Source organism: Brevibacillus sp. 7WMA2, assembly GCF_010748895.1.
Lineage (GTDB): Bacteria > Bacillota > Bacilli > Brevibacillales > Brevibacillaceae > Brevibacillus_B > Brevibacillus_B halotolerans.
In genome coordinates, this window is the sequence record NZ_CP048799.1 from 3,679,422 (window position 1) to 3,697,797 (window position 18,376).

Here is an 18,376-nt window from a genome sequence, read left to right on the forward strand (position 1 = left end):
TATGAAACAGCTATTCCCGATTCGTCACGTCATGGGATATATCTTTTCCCTCATCCTTTCTCTGGTTGCCTTAGCCGTCGTCTTTTGGGACATGTCACCAGTAGTAGGAATGACCATCCTGTCGGTATGTGCTATTATTCAAGCGTCCTTGCAGTTGTTTGTCTTCATGCATATCAATGAAGAAAACTCAACAGCAAACTCGCTGTATCTGAATGTTGGTTACGCCCTATTTGTAGGCTTAGTCACCATTTTCGGTACTTTATTCACAATGATTTGGGGATACTAATTTTCCCCTGCGTAGTATAAATAGGTGCTAGCTTACCGGGTCAGCGTACAGAAATAATCAAATTCTGTACGCTGGCCTTTTTTGCGTAAAGAAACGCTAGGGAAACAAGTTGCTCCCATGAAAAGGTCCGTTGCTTCAATGGTTTTCCCTCAGGTCGCTTTGTAACCTTTTTGAAACCCATTCATCTCGCCCTCCCCCTATACTTATGTGCAGAGATACAAGAGATAATCAGGGGGACACAGCAATCATGAGAAAGCTTTTACTGGGTGCCATGGCACTTCTACTTGTCATACTAGCCTTGGGTTGCTCTCATCATACATCTACTTCAGACGGGCACACTGCAATAACAGAAGAGCAAACAGCAGGTGCCACCCTATCAAAGGATGGTATACATAAAAGTAAGGAAGGTACATTTTCCTTTTGAATTACCGCTAACTGGAGAGGAAACGATAAAGCTATCAAACTATCTAGTGAAAAAACTCAAGAAATGGCGCCAATGGCAAAACGCGTTTCTTCATTCCTACTTTCCTTAAACGAACCAGAATCCTTAAAATCAATAGCAGCATATCGCAATTTTTGAGCATGTACGTGGCTGTAGAATTTACGGATATGGCTAAAGCAGTGTTACCTATTTCTACATAATCAAATATGGTTGGACATTTTTGACTTGCTTATCTATCAAAACAGTACCTAGCAGACGCTAAAGTCTACGAGGTGCTGTTTTTTCTCTATTGATTTCCCCTACAGGATAGGATTACCTATGATAACTTACCTACATTTCCTTAAAATAAGGTTGTTCCTTTATATTTTTTTTGTATAATGAAGACTGTTATTTAGCTCAACAAATACGATATGTTAGCGAAAAGGATGAACATAATGAATATACAGCCGCTATTTTTACAACCTGTTTTTCAAGAACGCATTTGGGGCGGAACCGCCTTACGTGATCGTTTTCCATACGATATTCCTTCTGATAAAACCGGTGAATGCTGGGCCATTTCTGCCCATCCAAACGGTATGTGTATCGTGCTAAACGGTCCTCATCAGGGAAAAACATTAGCAGACCTCTGGGAAAACAATAAAGAATTGTTTGACCATCATCAAAGCGAAAAATTCCCACTGTTGACCAAAATTCTTGATGCCAATGATGATTTATCGGTCCAAGTACACCCTAATGATGAATACGCTCATGAGCACGAGAATGGGGAATATGGAAAGACAGAATGCTGGTACATCATTGATTGTGACGAGGATGCTGAGCTAGTATTTGGGCATAACGCAACATCAAAGGCAGAAGTAGAAGAGATGATCATGGGCGGTAAATGGTCTGATTTCTTGCGTAAAGTAAAAATCAAGCCGGGTGATTTCTTCTATGTCCCTAGTGGAACAATTCATGCCTTGTGCCAAGGAACACTGGTGCTAGAAACACAACAAAGCTCTGACACTACTTATCGTGTATATGACTATGATCGTGTGGATGATCAGGGGAAAAAACGCGATCTACACCTAAAGAAAGCAATTGACGTAACAACTGCACCACATGTTGATACAAACCCAACTATTACGGTACAAAAAAACGGTGATGCTACCATCACGACGTACGTAACAAATGAATTCTTCTCTGTATACAAATGGGAAATCAGTGGTACGGCTACCTTTGAACAGGATCAAGCTTTCTTATTAGTAAGCGTGCTAGCGGGTACAGGTACCCTTGAAAAGGATGGGCAATCCTTTTCATTAAAGAAAGGGGACCACTTCATCCTTCCAGCTCAATTTGGGACATATAAGCTGACTGGCTCCTTAGAAGTAATGGTTTCACACCCATAAATAAAGAAATACATGAAGCAAAAAGTAGCCTGTAGAATAACTAGGCTACTTTTTGGCTCTTATTGACACAATACTACTAGTGAATTCTTGCCTACCTTTCACTGGAGAGGAGATTGCTATGAAGGTATTAGTTGTGGACGATGAAAATAGTTTACAAAATCTAATACGCCTGACATTAGAAATAGAGGGTCATCAGGTGCTAGTGGCAGCTAATGGAGAAGAGGCTTTAGCTCAATGGGAGCAACAACCAGACATGATTATCTTAGATGTCATGCTCCCTGACATAGATGGCTATCAACTATTGCGGGAATTCCGTGAGAAGGATAGCGATATTCCCATCATTATGCTAACGGCTAAAGGGCAAATTAATGATAAATTATTAGGCTTGCAGCTTGGTGCTGATGATTATATCACCAAGCCCTTTCATAGTACGGAGCTTCTACTTCGGATTAAAATCATTGAACGACGTATGGAAAAAATGAAAGAGAAGCCGGACCCAGATAATCTGAAAATTGATCGCTTTCTCATCCATCCGAACGAGCGAAAAGTATTTCTTGACGGAAAAGAAATAACACTAACGTACAGAGAATATGATTTGTTGTTTTTGTTACTAAAAAATAGACAACGCGTATTTACCCGAGATGACCTTCTAATGAAGGTTTGGAAGTTCGAATATCCAGACAATACACGTGCCGTCGATATCATGATCCAACGCTTGCGCAAAAAACTAGGTTCATACGGAGATAAAATTAAAACCGTATATGGTGTAGGCTATAAAATTGATTGTTAGGTGAGAGTATGACACTTAAAAAAAACTTAAATGTAACGATCCTGGCTATTTTAATTCCTGTCATGCTCCTCTTGTACGTTGTCTTGATTGTTACGTTGCAGAAAAATGTTTTTACAAATGCGGTAACCTCTTTTCAAAAGTTAAGCGTTGAAGCTCAAATCTATAGCATTAATTATGTTGAGCGGGAAAAATCGGAGGCCACTGTGACTTTGCAAAATGGTGCCCCTCTAATCGCTTCTTATTTGTCTAAACGCTTAGGTACTCGTACACAAATCATCGGTATAAATAGTGAGGTACTAGCTGATACAAAACGAACGGCTTTTCCCAATTTAAACCTCGATATCGTTCAAGCTTTAGATGGGAAAAAAGCATACATGATAGAAAAATCCACATCAGCACCCCTGTTGCTATTCTCTAGTCCGATTTACGTACATGGAAAAGTAATTGGTGTTGTTCGCTTTATTCATGAGCTTGAGCAAGAAGACTTATTAATTAGCAACTTCAATAAAACATTTATGATTTCTTGTATTCTCATGTTTGTTGCTGTAGCACTCTTTGCCCATAGATTTGCGATTTCTTTGAGCAGACCGATTGAGAAATTACGCGACATGGCCCAGCAATTAGCCAATGGAAAGTACCAATGCAAAATCGAGCTACAGGATTATGAAGAGATTAAGCAGCTTTCCCAATCGTTTAATGTGATGGCCCATGCCATTGAACTGCACATAACTCAGCTTCAAGAGGAAAAGGTAAAACAAAAGGATTTTTTAGATCGGGTCACTCATGAATTAAAAACGCCGCTGACTGCCATTATGGGATACGCCAATTTAATTCCCCGATTAGAAAATAACCAAGACGTAAAGGATTGTCTAAGGCACATTTCTATCGAAAGCGAACGCCTACTTGCATTGGTAGAGGAATTGCTGAAAACCTCCAAATATGGAAACAGTCCATTTAACGTCTCACCTACGATATGTGATATTCAACCGATTTTAAAAGAAGCTGTCTTTAGTGTCCAACCACGATTAAATAAATACAAGATCACGATTTACAATCATGTCGAATCTGCAAAAATAGTAGCTGATCAAGATAAAACAAAGCAGATTTTTTTAAACCTATTAGACAATGCGATTAAATATAGTGATGCATCCTTCCTTGAGTTTCATGTGGAAATCGCTGAACATAGCTTAACCCTTGTTATACACGATGATGGCATTGGAATCAGTGAGGAAATGCTTGACCAAATTAAGCATGCACCACCAAATGAAGCGCTTCAGTCTAGTTTCGGCAATGGCTTCGGGTTGTTATTATGCCGGGAGCTTATGAAAAAACAGGGTGGTAGCATGGATATTGCTTCTGATGAAATAACCGGTACAACCGTACGTTTACTTTTCCCTACCCCCGCTGGATTGGAACATATTGCTAAGTGAAACCGCTTAAATAATACATTTACGAAACAATTGAGATGTAATTCCGAAATAATCGTTGGTTATCTTATGAGGAGAGCAAGAAACATGAAAAAAATATTAAGACCAGCTTTGCTTTTCATCATCATGCTTATACTCTTATCTTCCGTTGGCTACTCCCTGCAAGAAAGTCTCTATCGGAAAGTAGTCGTGATAGAAGATCAGAATGAAGTGTTGAAAAAAGTAAGCGATTCCTTGCCCGTGGAAGCGATGATACACCACGAAAAATGGGGAGTCGTAAACATTACTGATGAGGTTTTGCTATACTCAATCATTTCTTACATTGATCTTATTAAAAAAGAAAATGATCCGCTCGTTGTTTCAGGGGATAAGAGAGTAACCATGTTCTCTGGCAAGATCCGTTATCTTAATGGGGTTGAGCATAGATTTCAGTTAGAAAATGCTTTTACCTTCGATGAGCTAACGTATGGCCAGAAGTATGATACTCCCATTTTATCTGCTTTTCGGACACACCTGCTTCGCTTGTTTTATTCATCGAACCAGTTTGCAGAGTTTACCCAAAAGGCTAAGGACGTTTTTGTCAAAAAAACGGTGGCCGATTCCGGTAAACGCATTCATGAAAAGGTTTTCTTGATTGAAAAACTAAAGCAAGCGTACGAAATTAAGGATACCTCCGAAATTAAGCAGCTCACCTTCCAGAAACAGCAGCCGCTCGGCATCATCACCGTCTATAAGAATGGCAAACAGAAAAGGAATGACCGTAACGATATTCTTACTTTTATCGTTTATGAGAAATACTTTATTGTTCAGTATTTAGGCGATGATAATGGGAATTCCATCTATATGACTGGGCGTTTAGCAGAACTCTTATAAAGAAAGTAAAGGCTGATCTATGATGACGAAACGTTTATTCTTTTTCTTGCTGTTAAGTATTTGTTCCTTATTACTTGTTAGTTGTTCCAAAGAAGTGAATCCTATTACCTATGATAAACATGGGATTCCTCGTTTAAAAGGTCATCACCTTGTTGCCTATGTTGCTTCTCGTGAAGAAGTAGGAAATGCTTTGCTATCATCCTTTTGCCAAGAAACCGGCTGCACGTATGAATTCATGCGTTTATCTACAGAAGACATTCTGCGCCGGGTTGCACAGGAGAAAAATAACCCTCAAGCTGATTTAGTTATCGGCGGCACGGTCGACGCTCATATCACAATGAAAAATGAGAAGCTGTCAGAGCCCGTTAACAGCAAGAACGGCTCCCACATTCCCGTAGAAACAAAGGATGAGGATGGTTACTGGTACGGCTATGAGATCGAACAGTTATCTATAGCTATTAACGCAGACCGCTGGCACAAAGAGATTGAACCGTTAGGATTATCATTCCCAACAAAATGGGCCGATTTGTTGCATCCTGCTTATAAGAACCAAATCGTGATGTCCAACCCTAATTTCTCCGGCACGGCCTACACGTTTATTTTATCCTTGTTTGAAACATTAGGTGAAAAGCAGGCAATCGACTATATTACACGTTTACATCCAAATATAGCTGCTCTAACTGTAAACGGCTACATGCCGGCACAGTTGGTAAGTTCTGGAGAGTATCTCATTGGAATTAACTTTCTGGGGGATCAGCGAAAGCTGCGCGAAGCCGGCTTCCCACTGATCAGCATTGTCCCTGAAGATACAGGATTAGCTGTCAATGCTCTCTCTAAGATTAAGCATGCACCAAACGGACTTGTTGCTGATTTATTTATTGATTATTCGTTGTCCAAACAAGCAGCAAAGGTATTAGAACGTGTATCATATGGGATTCCTACCGTACAACAAGAAAAGATGAATAGGTTGAATATGGATGTTATACAGATTCATGAGTCTATGAAATGGCATGATACCATCATCAAACTTTGGAACAAATTACGAGATACAAAACAACCTCAAGGAGAATGATTCATGTTTGGATGGTTAAAGCAAGCTCCAGCCGCACCTCGTCTACCTGAACATATGATCGCTAAAATGTACAAGATCTTCCGTATCCGTACATTGATCGGAATTTTCATCGGTTATGCTGGTTATTATTTAGTTCGTAGTAACTTCGCACTTTCTACAACCTACTTAAAAAGTGATTTTGGTTTTACTACAACTCAAATCGGTCTATTAAGCTCTGTTATGGCTATTACCTATGGCGTAAGTAAATTCTTTATGGGTAACCTGGCAGACAAGGCTCATACACAACGCTTTATTGCTTTTGGTTTAGTACTGTCTGCCTTGGCTAACATTTTCTTTGGTTTCACTTCGAGCTTTGGTCTGTTTATCGTTTTATTGTTCATGAATGGTATGTTCCAAGGTATGGGGGCTCCTCCATGCAGTATCGTAATGGCAAAGTGGTTCTCCAAGAAAGAACGCGGAACAAAAATGGGTATCTGGAATTGCTCTCATAATATTGGTGGCGGTATCATCGCTCCAATCGTTGGTGTGGGTCTAGGTATTTTCGGTACACAATTCTGGCAAGCAGGTGTATACATCTTCCCAGCAGCTCTAGCTATTCTTATTGCAATTTTTGTATGGTTCTGCGGTAAAGATACACCTCAATCTTGTGGACTTCCGCCAATTGACGAGTATCGTAACGATTATGATGATGTAAAAGATGAATCAAATGGTACTGATCTATCTCCTAAAGAGATCTTGATGAAATATGTTGTGAAAAACAAATTTGTGTGGTTCCTCTGCTTTGCTAACGCATTTGTTTACTTGATTCGCTTCGGTGTATTGAACTGGGTTCCTCTATACCTAACAGATGTAAAAAGCTTTACGCAAGCACAATCCCATATGGCATATCTTGCATTTGAATGGGCTGCGATCCCAAGCTCCCTACTTGTTGGTTGGTTGAGCGACCGTGTGTTTAAAGGTAATCGTATGCCATTATGTATCATTAGTATGGTAGGCGTTGTACTTGCAACATTGGTATATTGGAAATCTTCCAACGTACTAGCAATCAGTATTGCGGTATCTGTTATCGGTTGTTTGATCTATGTACCACAATTTTTAATCGGGCTATCCGCTATCGACTTCGTACCAAAGTTCGCTGTAGGTACAGCAGTAGGTATGACAGGATTGTTCGGGTATGTAGGCGGTAGCTTCGTAGCTAATGCCGTAATCGGATTTTTAGTTGATGCTTCTGGCTGGGATGGTGGCTTCATGCTAATGCTAGCTGGCGGTGTTGCAGCTAGTGCCTTCCTAATCCTTATTCAAATGGGACAAAAGAAGCAAAAAGAAAAACTAGCATAACAGCGGTTTAAAAATAAAAGATGAGGGACGTCTCTATGATGGAGACATCCCTCATTTTTTTGCTTCCATAAAAAATACAGATAAAAACTTCCTTACATTTATGCGACATTTCGTAGTTTTTTCGCCGGCCTCAAGCTCCTTCATTCGCAATCTCACCTCTTTGAAATCAAATAAGCGAGGAGCAAAATGTTCAAATGTAGGATTTGCATAATCGGTTAAGCCTAACGAGGATAAATGTGTAAAGGCTTGTAGCACCATTCGGCGAATCCGTTGCTCCATAGCTCGAACTTCCTTTACAAGTACCTGCTCATCTATTTTATTAGACATTCTCTGCAATACCCGGGCATACAGCTCCTTTAGCTGCATATCCCGCAATAAATGCCCCCCACGTTCTTCCGTAGCCAGCCATTGAATCATGGCAAAAAGATCACGTGCCCCTGCCTCACCTGCAATTCCTAGCTGTAGTAAGAGCTGGCGTGCACTTTGTTCCAGATGGTTCTGTTCAAACGTTCCCAGACGTGGCGCATGAAAGCCTTGATACCCCTGATTAAGCTGTTCCTTCCCCTTAATATCCAATATCTGAAGCGATTTGCGAATAGATTGTAAGGATGCTTCCAATGAGAGATGGTCGGCTACCCGTTTTAATACAGAAAGCACCTCAAGCTTATTAATCGGCTTTTGAATAAAGGTATCTATTCCTTGTAAGTAAGCTTCCCCGATCATTTCCTTATTTTCTACCTGCGATACCATGATAAATTTACCGGTAAAGCCCTCCCCTTGAAGCTTTTTAATCGTCTGTATACCATCCATCCCTGGCATTAATAAGTCAATTAAAACAACGTCTACACCATATAACTGGTCAATCGAAACATGGATACCATCGCTTGCTTGTCCAATGATTTCCCCTAGCTTGCTTTCATGAATCAGTCTCTCCAGCATCCTACGTACAACAGCATCATCTTCAATTAGGAAAAACCGAAGCATAAGCCCCCCTCCTCTCTTAGCAACTGATCGGTTGGTATTCTCACCTCAAAATGTGTGATTGGTTCTGATTCATGTATGATCCTGAGTGTACCATCCAAGCTATGTATGATGCCTTTTGCATGCGTAAGGCCTATGCCTGTAGAGGGCTTTCCTTCTCTGTCATACTTTGTGGTATAGCCTAGTTCAAACACCCATTCCCGATCTTCCTGCAAAATACCCGCCCCATTGTCCCTAACATGAAAAATAATTTCTCTCTTATCAAAACCCACTGAAAGCTCAATTTTTCCTTCAATAGGAATGGCCTCTACTGCATTGGCTACCAGATTATTTAACACAGAGAGTAGCTCATAGATTTGACTAGTGGACAGATTAACATCGCACTTCCCGGTGAACTGTATCCTCTTTCCCATCATTTCGGCATATTTCTGATTTGCGCGTATAACTAATCCACATAATTCCGATATGGATAGCTGAGGCGCTAATTCCTTTTGATTAATAATTTTTAATAATCCAGCCAGCATGCGTTGAGAATCCTTTTTTACCTCATGCACATGCTCCGCTATGTGTAAGGCTCTCGATGATTCAGTATTTTCTGACGATAAAAGCTGTCGATATAATTGATAGCTCTCCCTGGTAATTTCCTCCAACTGCGTCATGGATTTACGCAGGTAAAAGGTTTCCTCATACAAGCCGGTGTTAATCATTCGTAGCCGTTCCAGCTCCTGCTGTCTAACTTCCCCTACCGCTCGTACTTGGCGAATGGAAAAACTATTATATAGACCCACCGCAAAGAAGCTGCGCAGGGCTCCAAAGAACAAAAGCACCAATATACTTTCTCCCCAACTGGCAGGAGCTACTCCACTTATCTCACGTACCCACAGCTCTACTAAATTTGAAGCACAGTCTATCGTAGCGCCTATCAGCCCTAACAGTACCGGAGATTCTACATAGCGGCGGGCGCTCACTATCTGAAACAATAACGTGAAGCTACAATAATAAAAGACGGAGGGCAAATGAATGAACAAGCTTTCTTGCCAGGCTGTCCCGTATGCCACAATGTCCAAGCCTACCCGGAACCACATAGTAAACGCACCCGTTAACAATCCAATCAGCAATACTGGCACAGACTGGAACCACAATAACCCGAAGAAGAAGGCAGCAATCCCTAACGAAAACCGAAACGTCCCTCCAAATGGATTCACTTTCATTTCTCCAAAAAAGGCGGTTGCTAGCATAATTATCAGCAATAACAGAAGACGTTCGCGCATAAAACCTCCTTTTCTAAAAAAAAGAAAAATCTCTTTCCCCTATTTTACTAGGAAAAAGAGATGTGCAAAACCATTTCCTTTATATATGTTTATTTTCTAAGCGTTTAGAGACTCGTGACAAGCTGTAATTCACTACAAAATACATCATCGCCACCATCAAAAAGGTTGGTATCACATAATTAACGTTTCGGCCGTTAATAATTTGGGCATGATTCATTAATTCTGGCAGCGCAATAACAACTGCAAGCGACGTATCCTTAAGTAAGGAGATAAATTGACTTACAATAGGCGGAACCATTTTACGCAGAGCTTGCGGAAGCACCACATGCCAAAGTGTTTGCATATAAGATAGACCGGATGAACGTGCCGCTTCTATTTGCCCCCTATCAACTGAATGCAAACCGCTGCGAACAATTTCAGACAGCATAGCCGCTTCAAAAATTACCAGTGCTAAAATAGCCGCTGCTACCTTATCCAGCTTTAAGCCAACCTCTGGCAAGGCAAAATACGTGAAAAAAATGATTAACAGAAGCGGCAAATTACGAATAAGCTCAACCACCGTAGCAAGCGCCTGAGACACAACAGGAATCCGAGCATATCGCATGGTTCCGATCATAATCGCAATAGCAAAGCTCAAGACAATCGAAATGAATGCTACTTTGAGCGTAACCCCAAAGCCTTCTACCAAAAAGACAAGATACTGAGGAGAGTATGCTCCGATAAAATCCATATATGCCCTCCCCTTTATTTATAGCTCGCCAAGCGTCGCTCCAGATATCCTACGAGGAAGCTTAGCGGCAGAGTTATCATGAGATAAAAAATAGCAACAAATATATAAACATCAAATGTAACAAAGGTCTCGGCCGATATCAGATCACCAAAATACATTAAATCAAGGCCAGCAATCACCCCAAGTATCGAGGAATTTTTCACTAGATTGATAAATTGATTCCCCATGGGTGGAATTACAACTTTAAACGCCTGCGGCAAGATAATGTAGCGCATGGTTTGTACGTAAGTAAGGCCTGACGAACGCGCTGCCTCACTCTGCCCCTTAGGTATAGCCATGATCCCTGCGCGTATCGTTTCTGCAATAAACGCCGCTGTGTAGACTGTAAGCCCCAGCGTACCAGCCAGAAACGGTTTTAATACAATTCCCAATGCAGGTAATCCCACAAAAAATAAAAACACAACCAGAAGGAGAGGAATATTTCGAATAAATTCTACATATGCTACCCCTATCCAATTTAGTGGGCGTACTGGTGCAATACAAAAAACGGCAATAATTGTCCCTAATAACAAGCTTCCCGCTAATGCCAGCACACTCGCTTTAAGCGTATTTCCAAAGCCTTCTATAAATAGATCGGAGTGCTCTAAAAGAATAGAAAAATCGATCATCTCTGCTGTAATCCCCCTTTATCTTCATGACATAAAGGAATGAGCGGTAGGGAGGACGCTCATTCCATTCAGGTCTTCAAATCACTCGGGTCTAATTTTTTGGCTTTTCACCAATCCATTTTTCGTATAGCTTGTCATATTCACCATTTTGCTTCATTTCCTTTAGGAGATCGTTGACCAATGCTACGAATTCCGCATCACCCTTTGGCAAAGCAATTCCATAGGGTTCTTCCGTAAATGTTCCCTCTACGACACGGAAATTCGGATCTTGTTTAGCCATTCCGTATAACAAAGCATTATCTGTAGTTAACGCATCACCTTGACCTGCCTTTAATGCGGTAAAGGCTTCTGCATAGTTTTCAAATTCAAGAACCTCTGCCTCTGGAGCATTTTCACGTATGTTTTTGGCTGAAGTAGAGCCCTTTGCCGTCACTACTTTTTTACCCTTTGTAAAATCCTCAAGACCTTTGATGGTGCTGTCTTTCTTCACGAGGAAGGACTGACCGGCCATGAAGTATACATCAGAGAAATCGACTTCCTTCTTGCGTTCATCAGTAATTGTCATCGTTGCAATAATGGAATCAATCTCTCCGTTTTTTAACATCGGAATACGAGTCTTAGAGGTTACTTCCTTCAATTCAATTTTATTTTCATCGCCTAGAATTTTTTTAGCAATTGCCTTCGCTATATCAATATCAAAGCCTTCGACATTCCCCGTGGCTGGATCTTTTAACCCAAATAAATTCAAATCATACTTAACCCCGACCACGTACTTGCCTCGCTCTTTAATCTTGGCTACTGTACTAGTCGCTGCGGCCTTTCCTGATGAGCTAGCCCCATCCTGTGTTTTACTAGACCCGCATGCTGCTAATGCTGTTGCGCTCAACATTACTGCCAAGCCTACACCCAATACTTTTTTCCAGGTTTTATTTGCTTTCATTTGATTACCCCTTTTCCTTATTTTTATCTAGAAAAGATTAATGATTTAAAATCCGGCTTAAAAATAACTGGGCCCGCTCCTCACGCGGATTGGCAAAGAACTGATCGGGATGCGCTTCCTCCAATATTTGGCCTTGATCCATAAAGACAATTCGATCAGCCACCTCACGTGCGAAGCCCATTTCATGTGTTACCACGACCATCGTCATTCCTTCTTTAGCGAGCTTTTTCATTACATCAAGAACCTCTCCGATCGTTTCCGGGTCAAGTGCAGATGTAGGCTCATCGAACAGCATAATTTTGGGCTTCATGGCTAGCCCGCGTGCAATGGCGACACGTTGTTGCTGACCTCCGGATAATTGGGAGGGTAGCTTATCCGCTTTATCAGGTATCCCGACTTTCTCTAAGTAAGACATCGCCGTCTCTTTTGCTTCTTTCTCAGAAATACCCAATACCTTAATGGGAGCTAATGTGATGTTTTGCAACACAGTCTTGTGCGGATACAGGTTAAAATGCTGAAACACCATACCGATATCGCGACGAAGCCGATTAATATCGGTATTTTTGTCATTGACCTTGATGTTGTCTACAATCAGTTCTCCATTTGAAATCGTTTCTAGGCGATTCATACAGCGAACTAATGTGCTTTTCCCAGACCCGGAAGGTCCGATGACCACGACAACCTCTCCCTGGTTGATGTGAAGATTAATGTTTTTAAGCACGTGGAAATTTCCGTAATGTTTGTTCACTTGATGAAAGCTAATCAACCAGAATCCCCCTTATTTATGGTTTTATATTTCGTATCGTAAAGAGAACCTACCCAATTCTACAGAAAAATACAAAGAATTTTCTTTTTATTAGAATTTTTAAATAAAATGAAAGCTACTCTCCCTATCAAGCTACATAAAGCAGTAAGCCTGTTCCTCTCTGTTGTCCATGTTCTACCTAATTTTTTCTACCTGTTTTGGTAAATAAACGTAACAAAGTTTCCTACTAGAACGTCTAAAGCTAATAGAGCATTTTTTAAAAAAAATCTATTGATTCGGGAGGATTGTAAGAATGAAGCTTCGCCAGTTATTCGCCCTGCTTCTTTTGTTCACACTATGCATCCCCATGATGGGCCAGTCGGTGCAAGCTCAGGCTTCCCAGGGGATTAGTATCTACCTGGATGGACAAAGAATAAATAGTGATGTCCCACCGTACATCATTCCAAAAGTAAATGTCACCATGGTTCCGCTTCGTGTTATCAGCGAAGGCCTAGGTGCCCAGGCTAATTGGGATCAATCTAAGCAAACCGTGACAATTCGTAAGCCAGACACCAACATAAGCATGACCGTAAAGCAAAATTATGCAACGGTAAACGGATCGAAAGTTAACTTAGACTCTTCCGTAGTAAACAAGCAAGGTCGTGTCATCGTTCCGCTACGCTTTGTAAGTCAACAATTAGGTCTTCAAGTAGCTTGGGATCAGCCTACACAAACCATCACACTGCAATCAGGCAACCAAGCGCCACCAGATATTGTAGGTCCGGAAAACGGACTATACCCTGAATATCCTGGCAATGTCATCAGTCCTGAAAATACAAACCCTGGTTTCCCTCCTAATCCCGGAGTGCCTACTACCACCGAGCGTTCTTTGCGAGGTGTTTGGGTATCTACCGTTTATAATTTAGATTGGCCTTCTGCCGCTTCCTATAGCAATATGGGCAAACAACAACAGGAGTACATACAATTGCTAGACTCTATACAGGGAATGGGCTTAAATACTGTATTTGTCCAGGTTCGTCCTTCGGCAGATGCCTTTTATCCATCAACACTAGTTCCATGGTCTAAATACCTGACAGGAACACAAGGGAAAAACCCTGGCTATGATCCTCTTGCTTTTATGATTGAAGAAACACATAAACGCGGTATGGAGTTTCATGCTTGGTTTAACCCTTTTAGAGCTAACGTTGATGCAAACACCGATCAATTAGCTGCTAACCATGTAGCAAAACTCCATCCAGAGTGGATCATTAATGCGAAAAACAAGCTCTACATTAACCCAGGAATCCCTGAAGCACGTCAACAAATCATCACGGAAATTATGGAGGTAGTAAACCGATACCAAATCGATGGCGTTCATCTGGACGATTACTTCTATCCGTCTGACGGGGTATTCCCTGATGACGCTACCTTCAAGGCTTATAACTTCAATTCGTTTGCCACAAAAGCGGAGTGGCGCCGCGATAATATTAATCAATTTGTTCGTCAACTAGGGGAAGCCATTCATAGCGCTAAGCCACAAGTACAATATGGTATAAGTCCATTTGGTGTGTGGCGCAATAAATCGATGGACAGTACCGGATCGGACACAAAAGCCGGCGTGACTGCTTATGACAATATGCATGCAGACGTTCGTACATGGATTAAGCAAGGCTGGATTGATTATGTTATGCCGCAAATCTACTGGAGCTTCTCCTTCTCTGCTGCACAGTACGACAAGCTCGTTACTTGGTGGGCTAATGAAGTGAATGGAACTAATGTGAAGCTATATGTAGGGCATTCTCCTTATAAGCTGGGAACAAAGGAAGCAGGCTGGCAATCAGCTCAGGAGATTATTAATCAATTGCAGTTTAATACTCAGTTCCCTCAGGTAAAGGGCGATGTATTCTTTAGCGCTAAGGATCTTCGTAAGAATCCGCTTGGAATCGCTGATTTGCTAAGAAGCTATTACGGTAAATAGCAAAGGAATATTGGAAGTACGCAAAAACCCCCTCCTCACCCATTTAAAAGGGCGCAGGAGGGGGTTTGGTATGTTGGGGGTCTATCCTATCATATGCAATTACTTCGTTAGCTTCTCGACAATAAAATCAAGCTGTCCCTCTAACGAAATGGGGTCATTAAATACAGAGGAGTTTTTATCCATTGTAAATACGCGATCGTTTTTGACAGCAGGTAGTGATTTCCAAATACTACTATTATAAACAACCTCAGGATTGGCATCATCTCCGGACCATGCGCTTGTAAAAATATAATCGCCTGCATAGGAAGGTAACGTTTCAAGAGATAAACTTCCAAATCCAGTACCACTATCAATGACTTCCTTCTGAATAATAGCTGGTGCTTTTAGCTGCAATTCGTTGTAGAGTACTTCGCCGCCTCTCGAAAAATTGCTACCGAATACATAAATACCCTTAGAGTAGGGATTTAGTATGGAAACCGTTTTGTCGCCTACTACTGCCTTCACTCTTGGCTTGGCTTCTGCTACCTTTTTATCCCACTTCGCAATCCACTCGTTAGCCTTATCCTCTCTATTTGTTATCTTACCAAATTCTCTTACTTGCTCTCTTACATCTTTCTTACCGTACTCAACTGCTACTGTGGGAGCGATTTTTTGCAATTGGTCTATGTTCTCTGCCCCACTGAAGGTAATAATTAAGTCAGGCTTAAGCTCCATAATCTTTTCAGTTGACGTGCCATCCCCGATGTTTTGAATCCCATCTAGTTTTTCTTTAAGATAAATGTTATGAAATGCCTTTTGCGGAATTCCTACTGGCTTGATACCAAGGGCCAAAATATCACCGACGTAAATTTCTTCAGCAACCACCACACGCTTAGGGTCTTTGGGAATGTGGACCTCTCCATTTATCGCTGTGTAGGAGATCGTTTCACTTCCAGCATTGGCACCATTTTTGCCTGCTGTCTCAGTAACATTATTAGAATTCCCGCAAGCACTCAAAACCCCCGTTAGACAAATGGTCAGCATAACCTTGCGAGCTGTTTTAAACCCTCCGAATCTCATAAAAGCCTCCCTAGTTTCATTGGATAATAATGATAATCAATATCATAGTAAAAATCATACCTGAATCTATAAGGTGGCGCAAGACTGTCAATGTAGGCATATCACATATAAATGCAAGAAGGAGTGTTGATCAGCAAAAAAAGACTGCTACTCTTCAAGAGAGAAGCAGTCATCTGCAAGTCTGGTTTCATGCTGTAATCCTTACACTTTAAAACGCTCTAATTCCTCCTGCATTTGCTTTGTCATGCCTGCAAGCGAACTTGCCGTTGCATGAACTTCCTGAGCTGCTGCAGAAGCTTGTTCCGAGGTTGCAGCGATTTCTTCTGAGGAAGCTGCTACTTCTTCAGAAATGCTAGAGCTTGTTTCTACTTTTTCTAAAATCTCTTCTTTTTGTTTTTGCATTTGTTGTGCAGAGTAGCTAATTTGCTCCAGTTTCGGATTGATGTTCTCTATTTCGCGAATAATTTCACGGAAGGAGCTCATTGCCAAATCCATTTCTTCTTTTTGACCAGACATAGCTTGACTCATTGATCTTGCATTTTCTAGCATCTGATCGGAATCAGAGGAGACAGAGGTAATCATATCTGCAATCATTTGAGCTGACTGGCGAGATTGCTCTGCTAATTTGCGCACCTCATCTGCTACTACAGCGAAGCCTCGTCCTGACTCACCTGCACGTGCAGCTTCTATAGCCGCATTTAAAGCCAACAGGTTTGTTTGTTCGGCAATCTCATTGATGGCTGTCGTAATATGATGTACACCGTTTAAATTTTCATTTGCTGCAACGATTCTATCAATAAATTCTTTGAAAATATGATTCACCTGTTCTACCGATACAATCAATTTGTCCATGTTTTCATTGCTTTCACTTGCTCTTGCATGAATGTTTTTCCCGTTGTGGTCCACGTCCTCGATAGAGACTACCATGTCATCTAAGCCTTTGCCATACGAAGTCAGAATTTCACTGATTTCGACAAGCTCTTCTGTTTGAGAAGTTACTCCAGTAGCTACCTCTTGAATTGAATTGGAAACCGTTTCTGTCGCTGTACTCATCTCTTGCGAAATACTACTTAGATTATGGGAGGAACGATCAATTTCAGTCGACTGCTTTTGAATAACGCCAATTAAGCCACCAAAGGATCGTTTCATATCCTCAAGCAGGTGTGACATATCACCGATTTCATCACGGCGGTTTAGTAGCTTCTGATCAATAGCCGTAGATAGCTCACCTTTAGCCATGAAGGAGAAGATATTTTTGAAGCCCTGAATCGAACGTGATAGAGAATAAGAGTAGTAATAAACCGCAATACCTCCAAGAAGCAGGAAGACGGAGGAAATAGCAAATAAATAGTTGCGCATGATAACCGTTCCATTCAACAGGTCATCCTGCTCAATATAGATTGCAAGTCCGCCGCCAGTAAGTGGAATAGGGGCAAAGCCTACATATTTTTTTACGCCGTTATATTCGTAAGACCCTGTACCATTGACCCCACTGATCATTTTTTGGTCTAGCTCAGCCAAATCACGGAGCCCAGGATCAGTTTCAGCCGCTTTTATGACGTTCTCTTGAGAAAAAACTAACTCCATATTTTCATGGGCTACTACCGTTCCTTGTTTATTAAGCGCATAAGCTCGTCCTGTTTTACTAAAAGTTAGGTCTGAAATCATTTCCAATAACTTATCAACTTTATACTCCATGTACAACACACTATTTATTTTTTCTTCTAAGTAGATAGGAGTTGCAAAAATGATGATTAACGAATTATTTTCCATAGAAACAATCACATCTGAAGTATTGGAATGACCAGCACGGGCATTCTTAAAATAGTCTCGCTGTGCGATGCTCGTATTCGATTGAGGTCCTAAAACCACTTTTCCGGAGAGATCAGCAATTCCCCATTTACTTGCTCCACGTTTTTTTATCAGCCGAGAAACACTATCTTGAGCCTCCTGTGGGTTGGTTTGATAGTTTTCGATTTCCTTGCGGGATGCTACTCCCTCAATGAACGTAACCTCATTTTTTAGCTTATCCTCATAATAATTGGCCGTTTGCTGGGCAAGAGGTGAAAGCATCGTTTCGGCTGTATTTTCAATTTGTTTTTGAGCGGTAAAATAAGCTAACAACGTAAGCCCAATACATGTGGTAACAAGCAACCCACCAATGATAAAAAGCAGTTGCGCTTTAATCGATTTAAACTGAAGCCTAAAACTCAAAATAATCCCTCCACTTTCTGTGATATCCGTATTCGAATTTTTCTTGTACATTACTTTAATCGTACAAAACAGTAACAAAATCCATAGATAAACTGTTACAGATTTAATTTTAAATTTTATAAATATTTCTAAAAGTAAAATACCCGTTCAAAAAGGCCTCCCCCAAAACCAAAAAAT

17 protein-coding genes are annotated in these 18,376 nt (G+C 41.0%); 9 read left to right on the forward strand and 8 right to left on the reverse strand.

Annotation, left to right across the window (positions count from 1 at the left end; all coding sequences use genetic code 11):
* The first annotated feature begins 1 nt into the window (after position 1).
* The 8 genes from qoxD to GOP56_RS15460 all read left to right on the forward strand — a co-directional run bounded on the left by qoxD (position 2) and on the right by GOP56_RS15460 (position 7,613).
* The gene (qoxD, locus tag GOP56_RS15430; RefSeq protein WP_003334096.1) at positions 2-286 is read left to right on the forward strand and encodes a cytochrome aa3 quinol oxidase subunit IV; all 285 of its coding nucleotides are present in this window, start codon (positions 2-4) and stop codon (positions 284-286) included.
* A gap of 247 nt (positions 287-533) precedes the next feature.
* On the forward strand, positions 534-710 hold the full coding sequence (locus tag GOP56_RS23440) for a hypothetical protein (protein ID WP_003342874.1): 177 nt from the start codon (positions 534-536) through the stop codon (positions 708-710).
* A gap of 452 nt (positions 711-1,162) precedes the next feature.
* Positions 1,163-2,113: a mannose-6-phosphate isomerase, class I gene (manA, locus tag GOP56_RS15435; protein WP_163245996.1), complete on the forward strand. Its 951-nt coding sequence runs from the start codon at positions 1,163-1,165 to the stop codon at positions 2,111-2,113.
* Positions 2,114-2,231: 118 nt separating this feature from the next.
* Positions 2,232-2,903, forward strand: a complete 672-nt coding sequence (locus GOP56_RS15440) for a response regulator transcription factor (protein WP_003334093.1) — start codon at positions 2,232-2,234, stop codon at positions 2,901-2,903.
* Between the two features lie 8 nt (positions 2,904-2,911).
* Positions 2,912-4,333 (forward strand): sensor histidine kinase, encoded by a 1,422-nt coding sequence (locus tag GOP56_RS15445; protein ID WP_096886378.1) that lies wholly within the window; start codon positions 2,912-2,914, stop codon positions 4,331-4,333.
* Between the two features lie 84 nt (positions 4,334-4,417).
* Positions 4,418-5,203, forward strand: a complete 786-nt coding sequence (locus tag GOP56_RS15450) for a DUF3919 family protein (RefSeq protein WP_003334091.1) — start codon at positions 4,418-4,420, stop codon at positions 5,201-5,203.
* A 22-nt stretch (positions 5,204-5,225) separates the two neighbouring features.
* Positions 5,226-6,275: an ABC transporter substrate-binding protein gene (locus tag GOP56_RS15455; protein WP_035318738.1), complete on the forward strand. Its 1,050-nt coding sequence runs from the start codon at positions 5,226-5,228 to the stop codon at positions 6,273-6,275.
* A 3-nt stretch (positions 6,276-6,278) separates the two neighbouring features.
* Entirely contained in the window at positions 6,279-7,613 is a 1,335-nt protein-coding gene (locus GOP56_RS15460; protein ID WP_003334089.1) for an MFS transporter, read from the forward strand.
* A 51-nt stretch (positions 7,614-7,664) separates the two neighbouring features.
* Here the strand turns inward: GOP56_RS15460 and GOP56_RS15465 are convergent, their stop codons facing one another.
* The 6 genes from GOP56_RS15465 to GOP56_RS15490 all read right to left on the reverse strand — a co-directional run bounded on the left by GOP56_RS15465 (position 7,665) and on the right by GOP56_RS15490 (position 12,969).
* The gene (locus tag GOP56_RS15465; protein ID WP_003334088.1) at positions 7,665-8,597 is read right to left on the reverse strand and encodes a response regulator; all 933 of its coding nucleotides are present in this window, start codon (positions 8,595-8,597) and stop codon (positions 7,665-7,667) included.
* The gene (locus GOP56_RS15470) at positions 8,579-9,865 is read right to left on the reverse strand and encodes an ATP-binding protein (RefSeq protein WP_163245997.1); all 1,287 of its coding nucleotides are present in this window, start codon (positions 9,863-9,865) and stop codon (positions 8,579-8,581) included. The genes GOP56_RS15465 and GOP56_RS15470 overlap by 19 nt, the downstream gene beginning before the upstream one ends.
* Positions 9,866-9,944: 79 nt before the next feature.
* The gene (locus GOP56_RS15475; protein ID WP_003334085.1) at positions 9,945-10,595 is read right to left on the reverse strand and encodes an amino acid ABC transporter permease; all 651 of its coding nucleotides are present in this window, start codon (positions 10,593-10,595) and stop codon (positions 9,945-9,947) included.
* 14 nt (positions 10,596-10,609) lie between these two features.
* On the reverse strand, positions 10,610-11,263 hold the full coding sequence (locus GOP56_RS15480) for an amino acid ABC transporter permease (protein WP_163245998.1): 654 nt from the start codon (positions 11,261-11,263) through the stop codon (positions 10,610-10,612).
* A 91-nt stretch (positions 11,264-11,354) separates the two neighbouring features.
* The gene (locus tag GOP56_RS15485) at positions 11,355-12,203 is read right to left on the reverse strand and encodes a glutamate ABC transporter substrate-binding protein (protein ID WP_022586065.1); all 849 of its coding nucleotides are present in this window, start codon (positions 12,201-12,203) and stop codon (positions 11,355-11,357) included.
* A gap of 37 nt (positions 12,204-12,240) precedes the next feature.
* A complete protein-coding gene (locus GOP56_RS15490) occupies positions 12,241-12,969 on the reverse strand; it encodes an amino acid ABC transporter ATP-binding protein (protein ID WP_003342894.1) in 729 nt (242 codons plus the stop codon).
* Positions 12,970-13,261: 292 nt separating this feature from the next.
* Between GOP56_RS15490 and GOP56_RS15495 the strand changes: the two genes are divergently transcribed.
* Positions 13,262-14,926 (forward strand): family 10 glycosylhydrolase, encoded by a 1,665-nt coding sequence (locus tag GOP56_RS15495; protein ID WP_163245999.1) that lies wholly within the window; start codon positions 13,262-13,264, stop codon positions 14,924-14,926.
* 99 nt (positions 14,927-15,025) lie between these two features.
* Here the strand turns inward: GOP56_RS15495 and GOP56_RS15500 are convergent, their stop codons facing one another.
* Both GOP56_RS15500 and GOP56_RS15505 read right to left on the reverse strand, forming a co-directional pair.
* Positions 15,026-15,985: an iron-hydroxamate ABC transporter substrate-binding protein gene (locus tag GOP56_RS15500; protein ID WP_068792241.1), complete on the reverse strand. Its 960-nt coding sequence runs from the start codon at positions 15,983-15,985 to the stop codon at positions 15,026-15,028.
* Between the two features lie 201 nt (positions 15,986-16,186).
* Positions 16,187-18,199, reverse strand: a complete 2,013-nt coding sequence (locus GOP56_RS15505; protein WP_163246000.1) for a methyl-accepting chemotaxis protein — start codon at positions 18,197-18,199, stop codon at positions 16,187-16,189.
* Between the last annotated feature and the right edge of the window lie 177 nt (positions 18,200-18,376).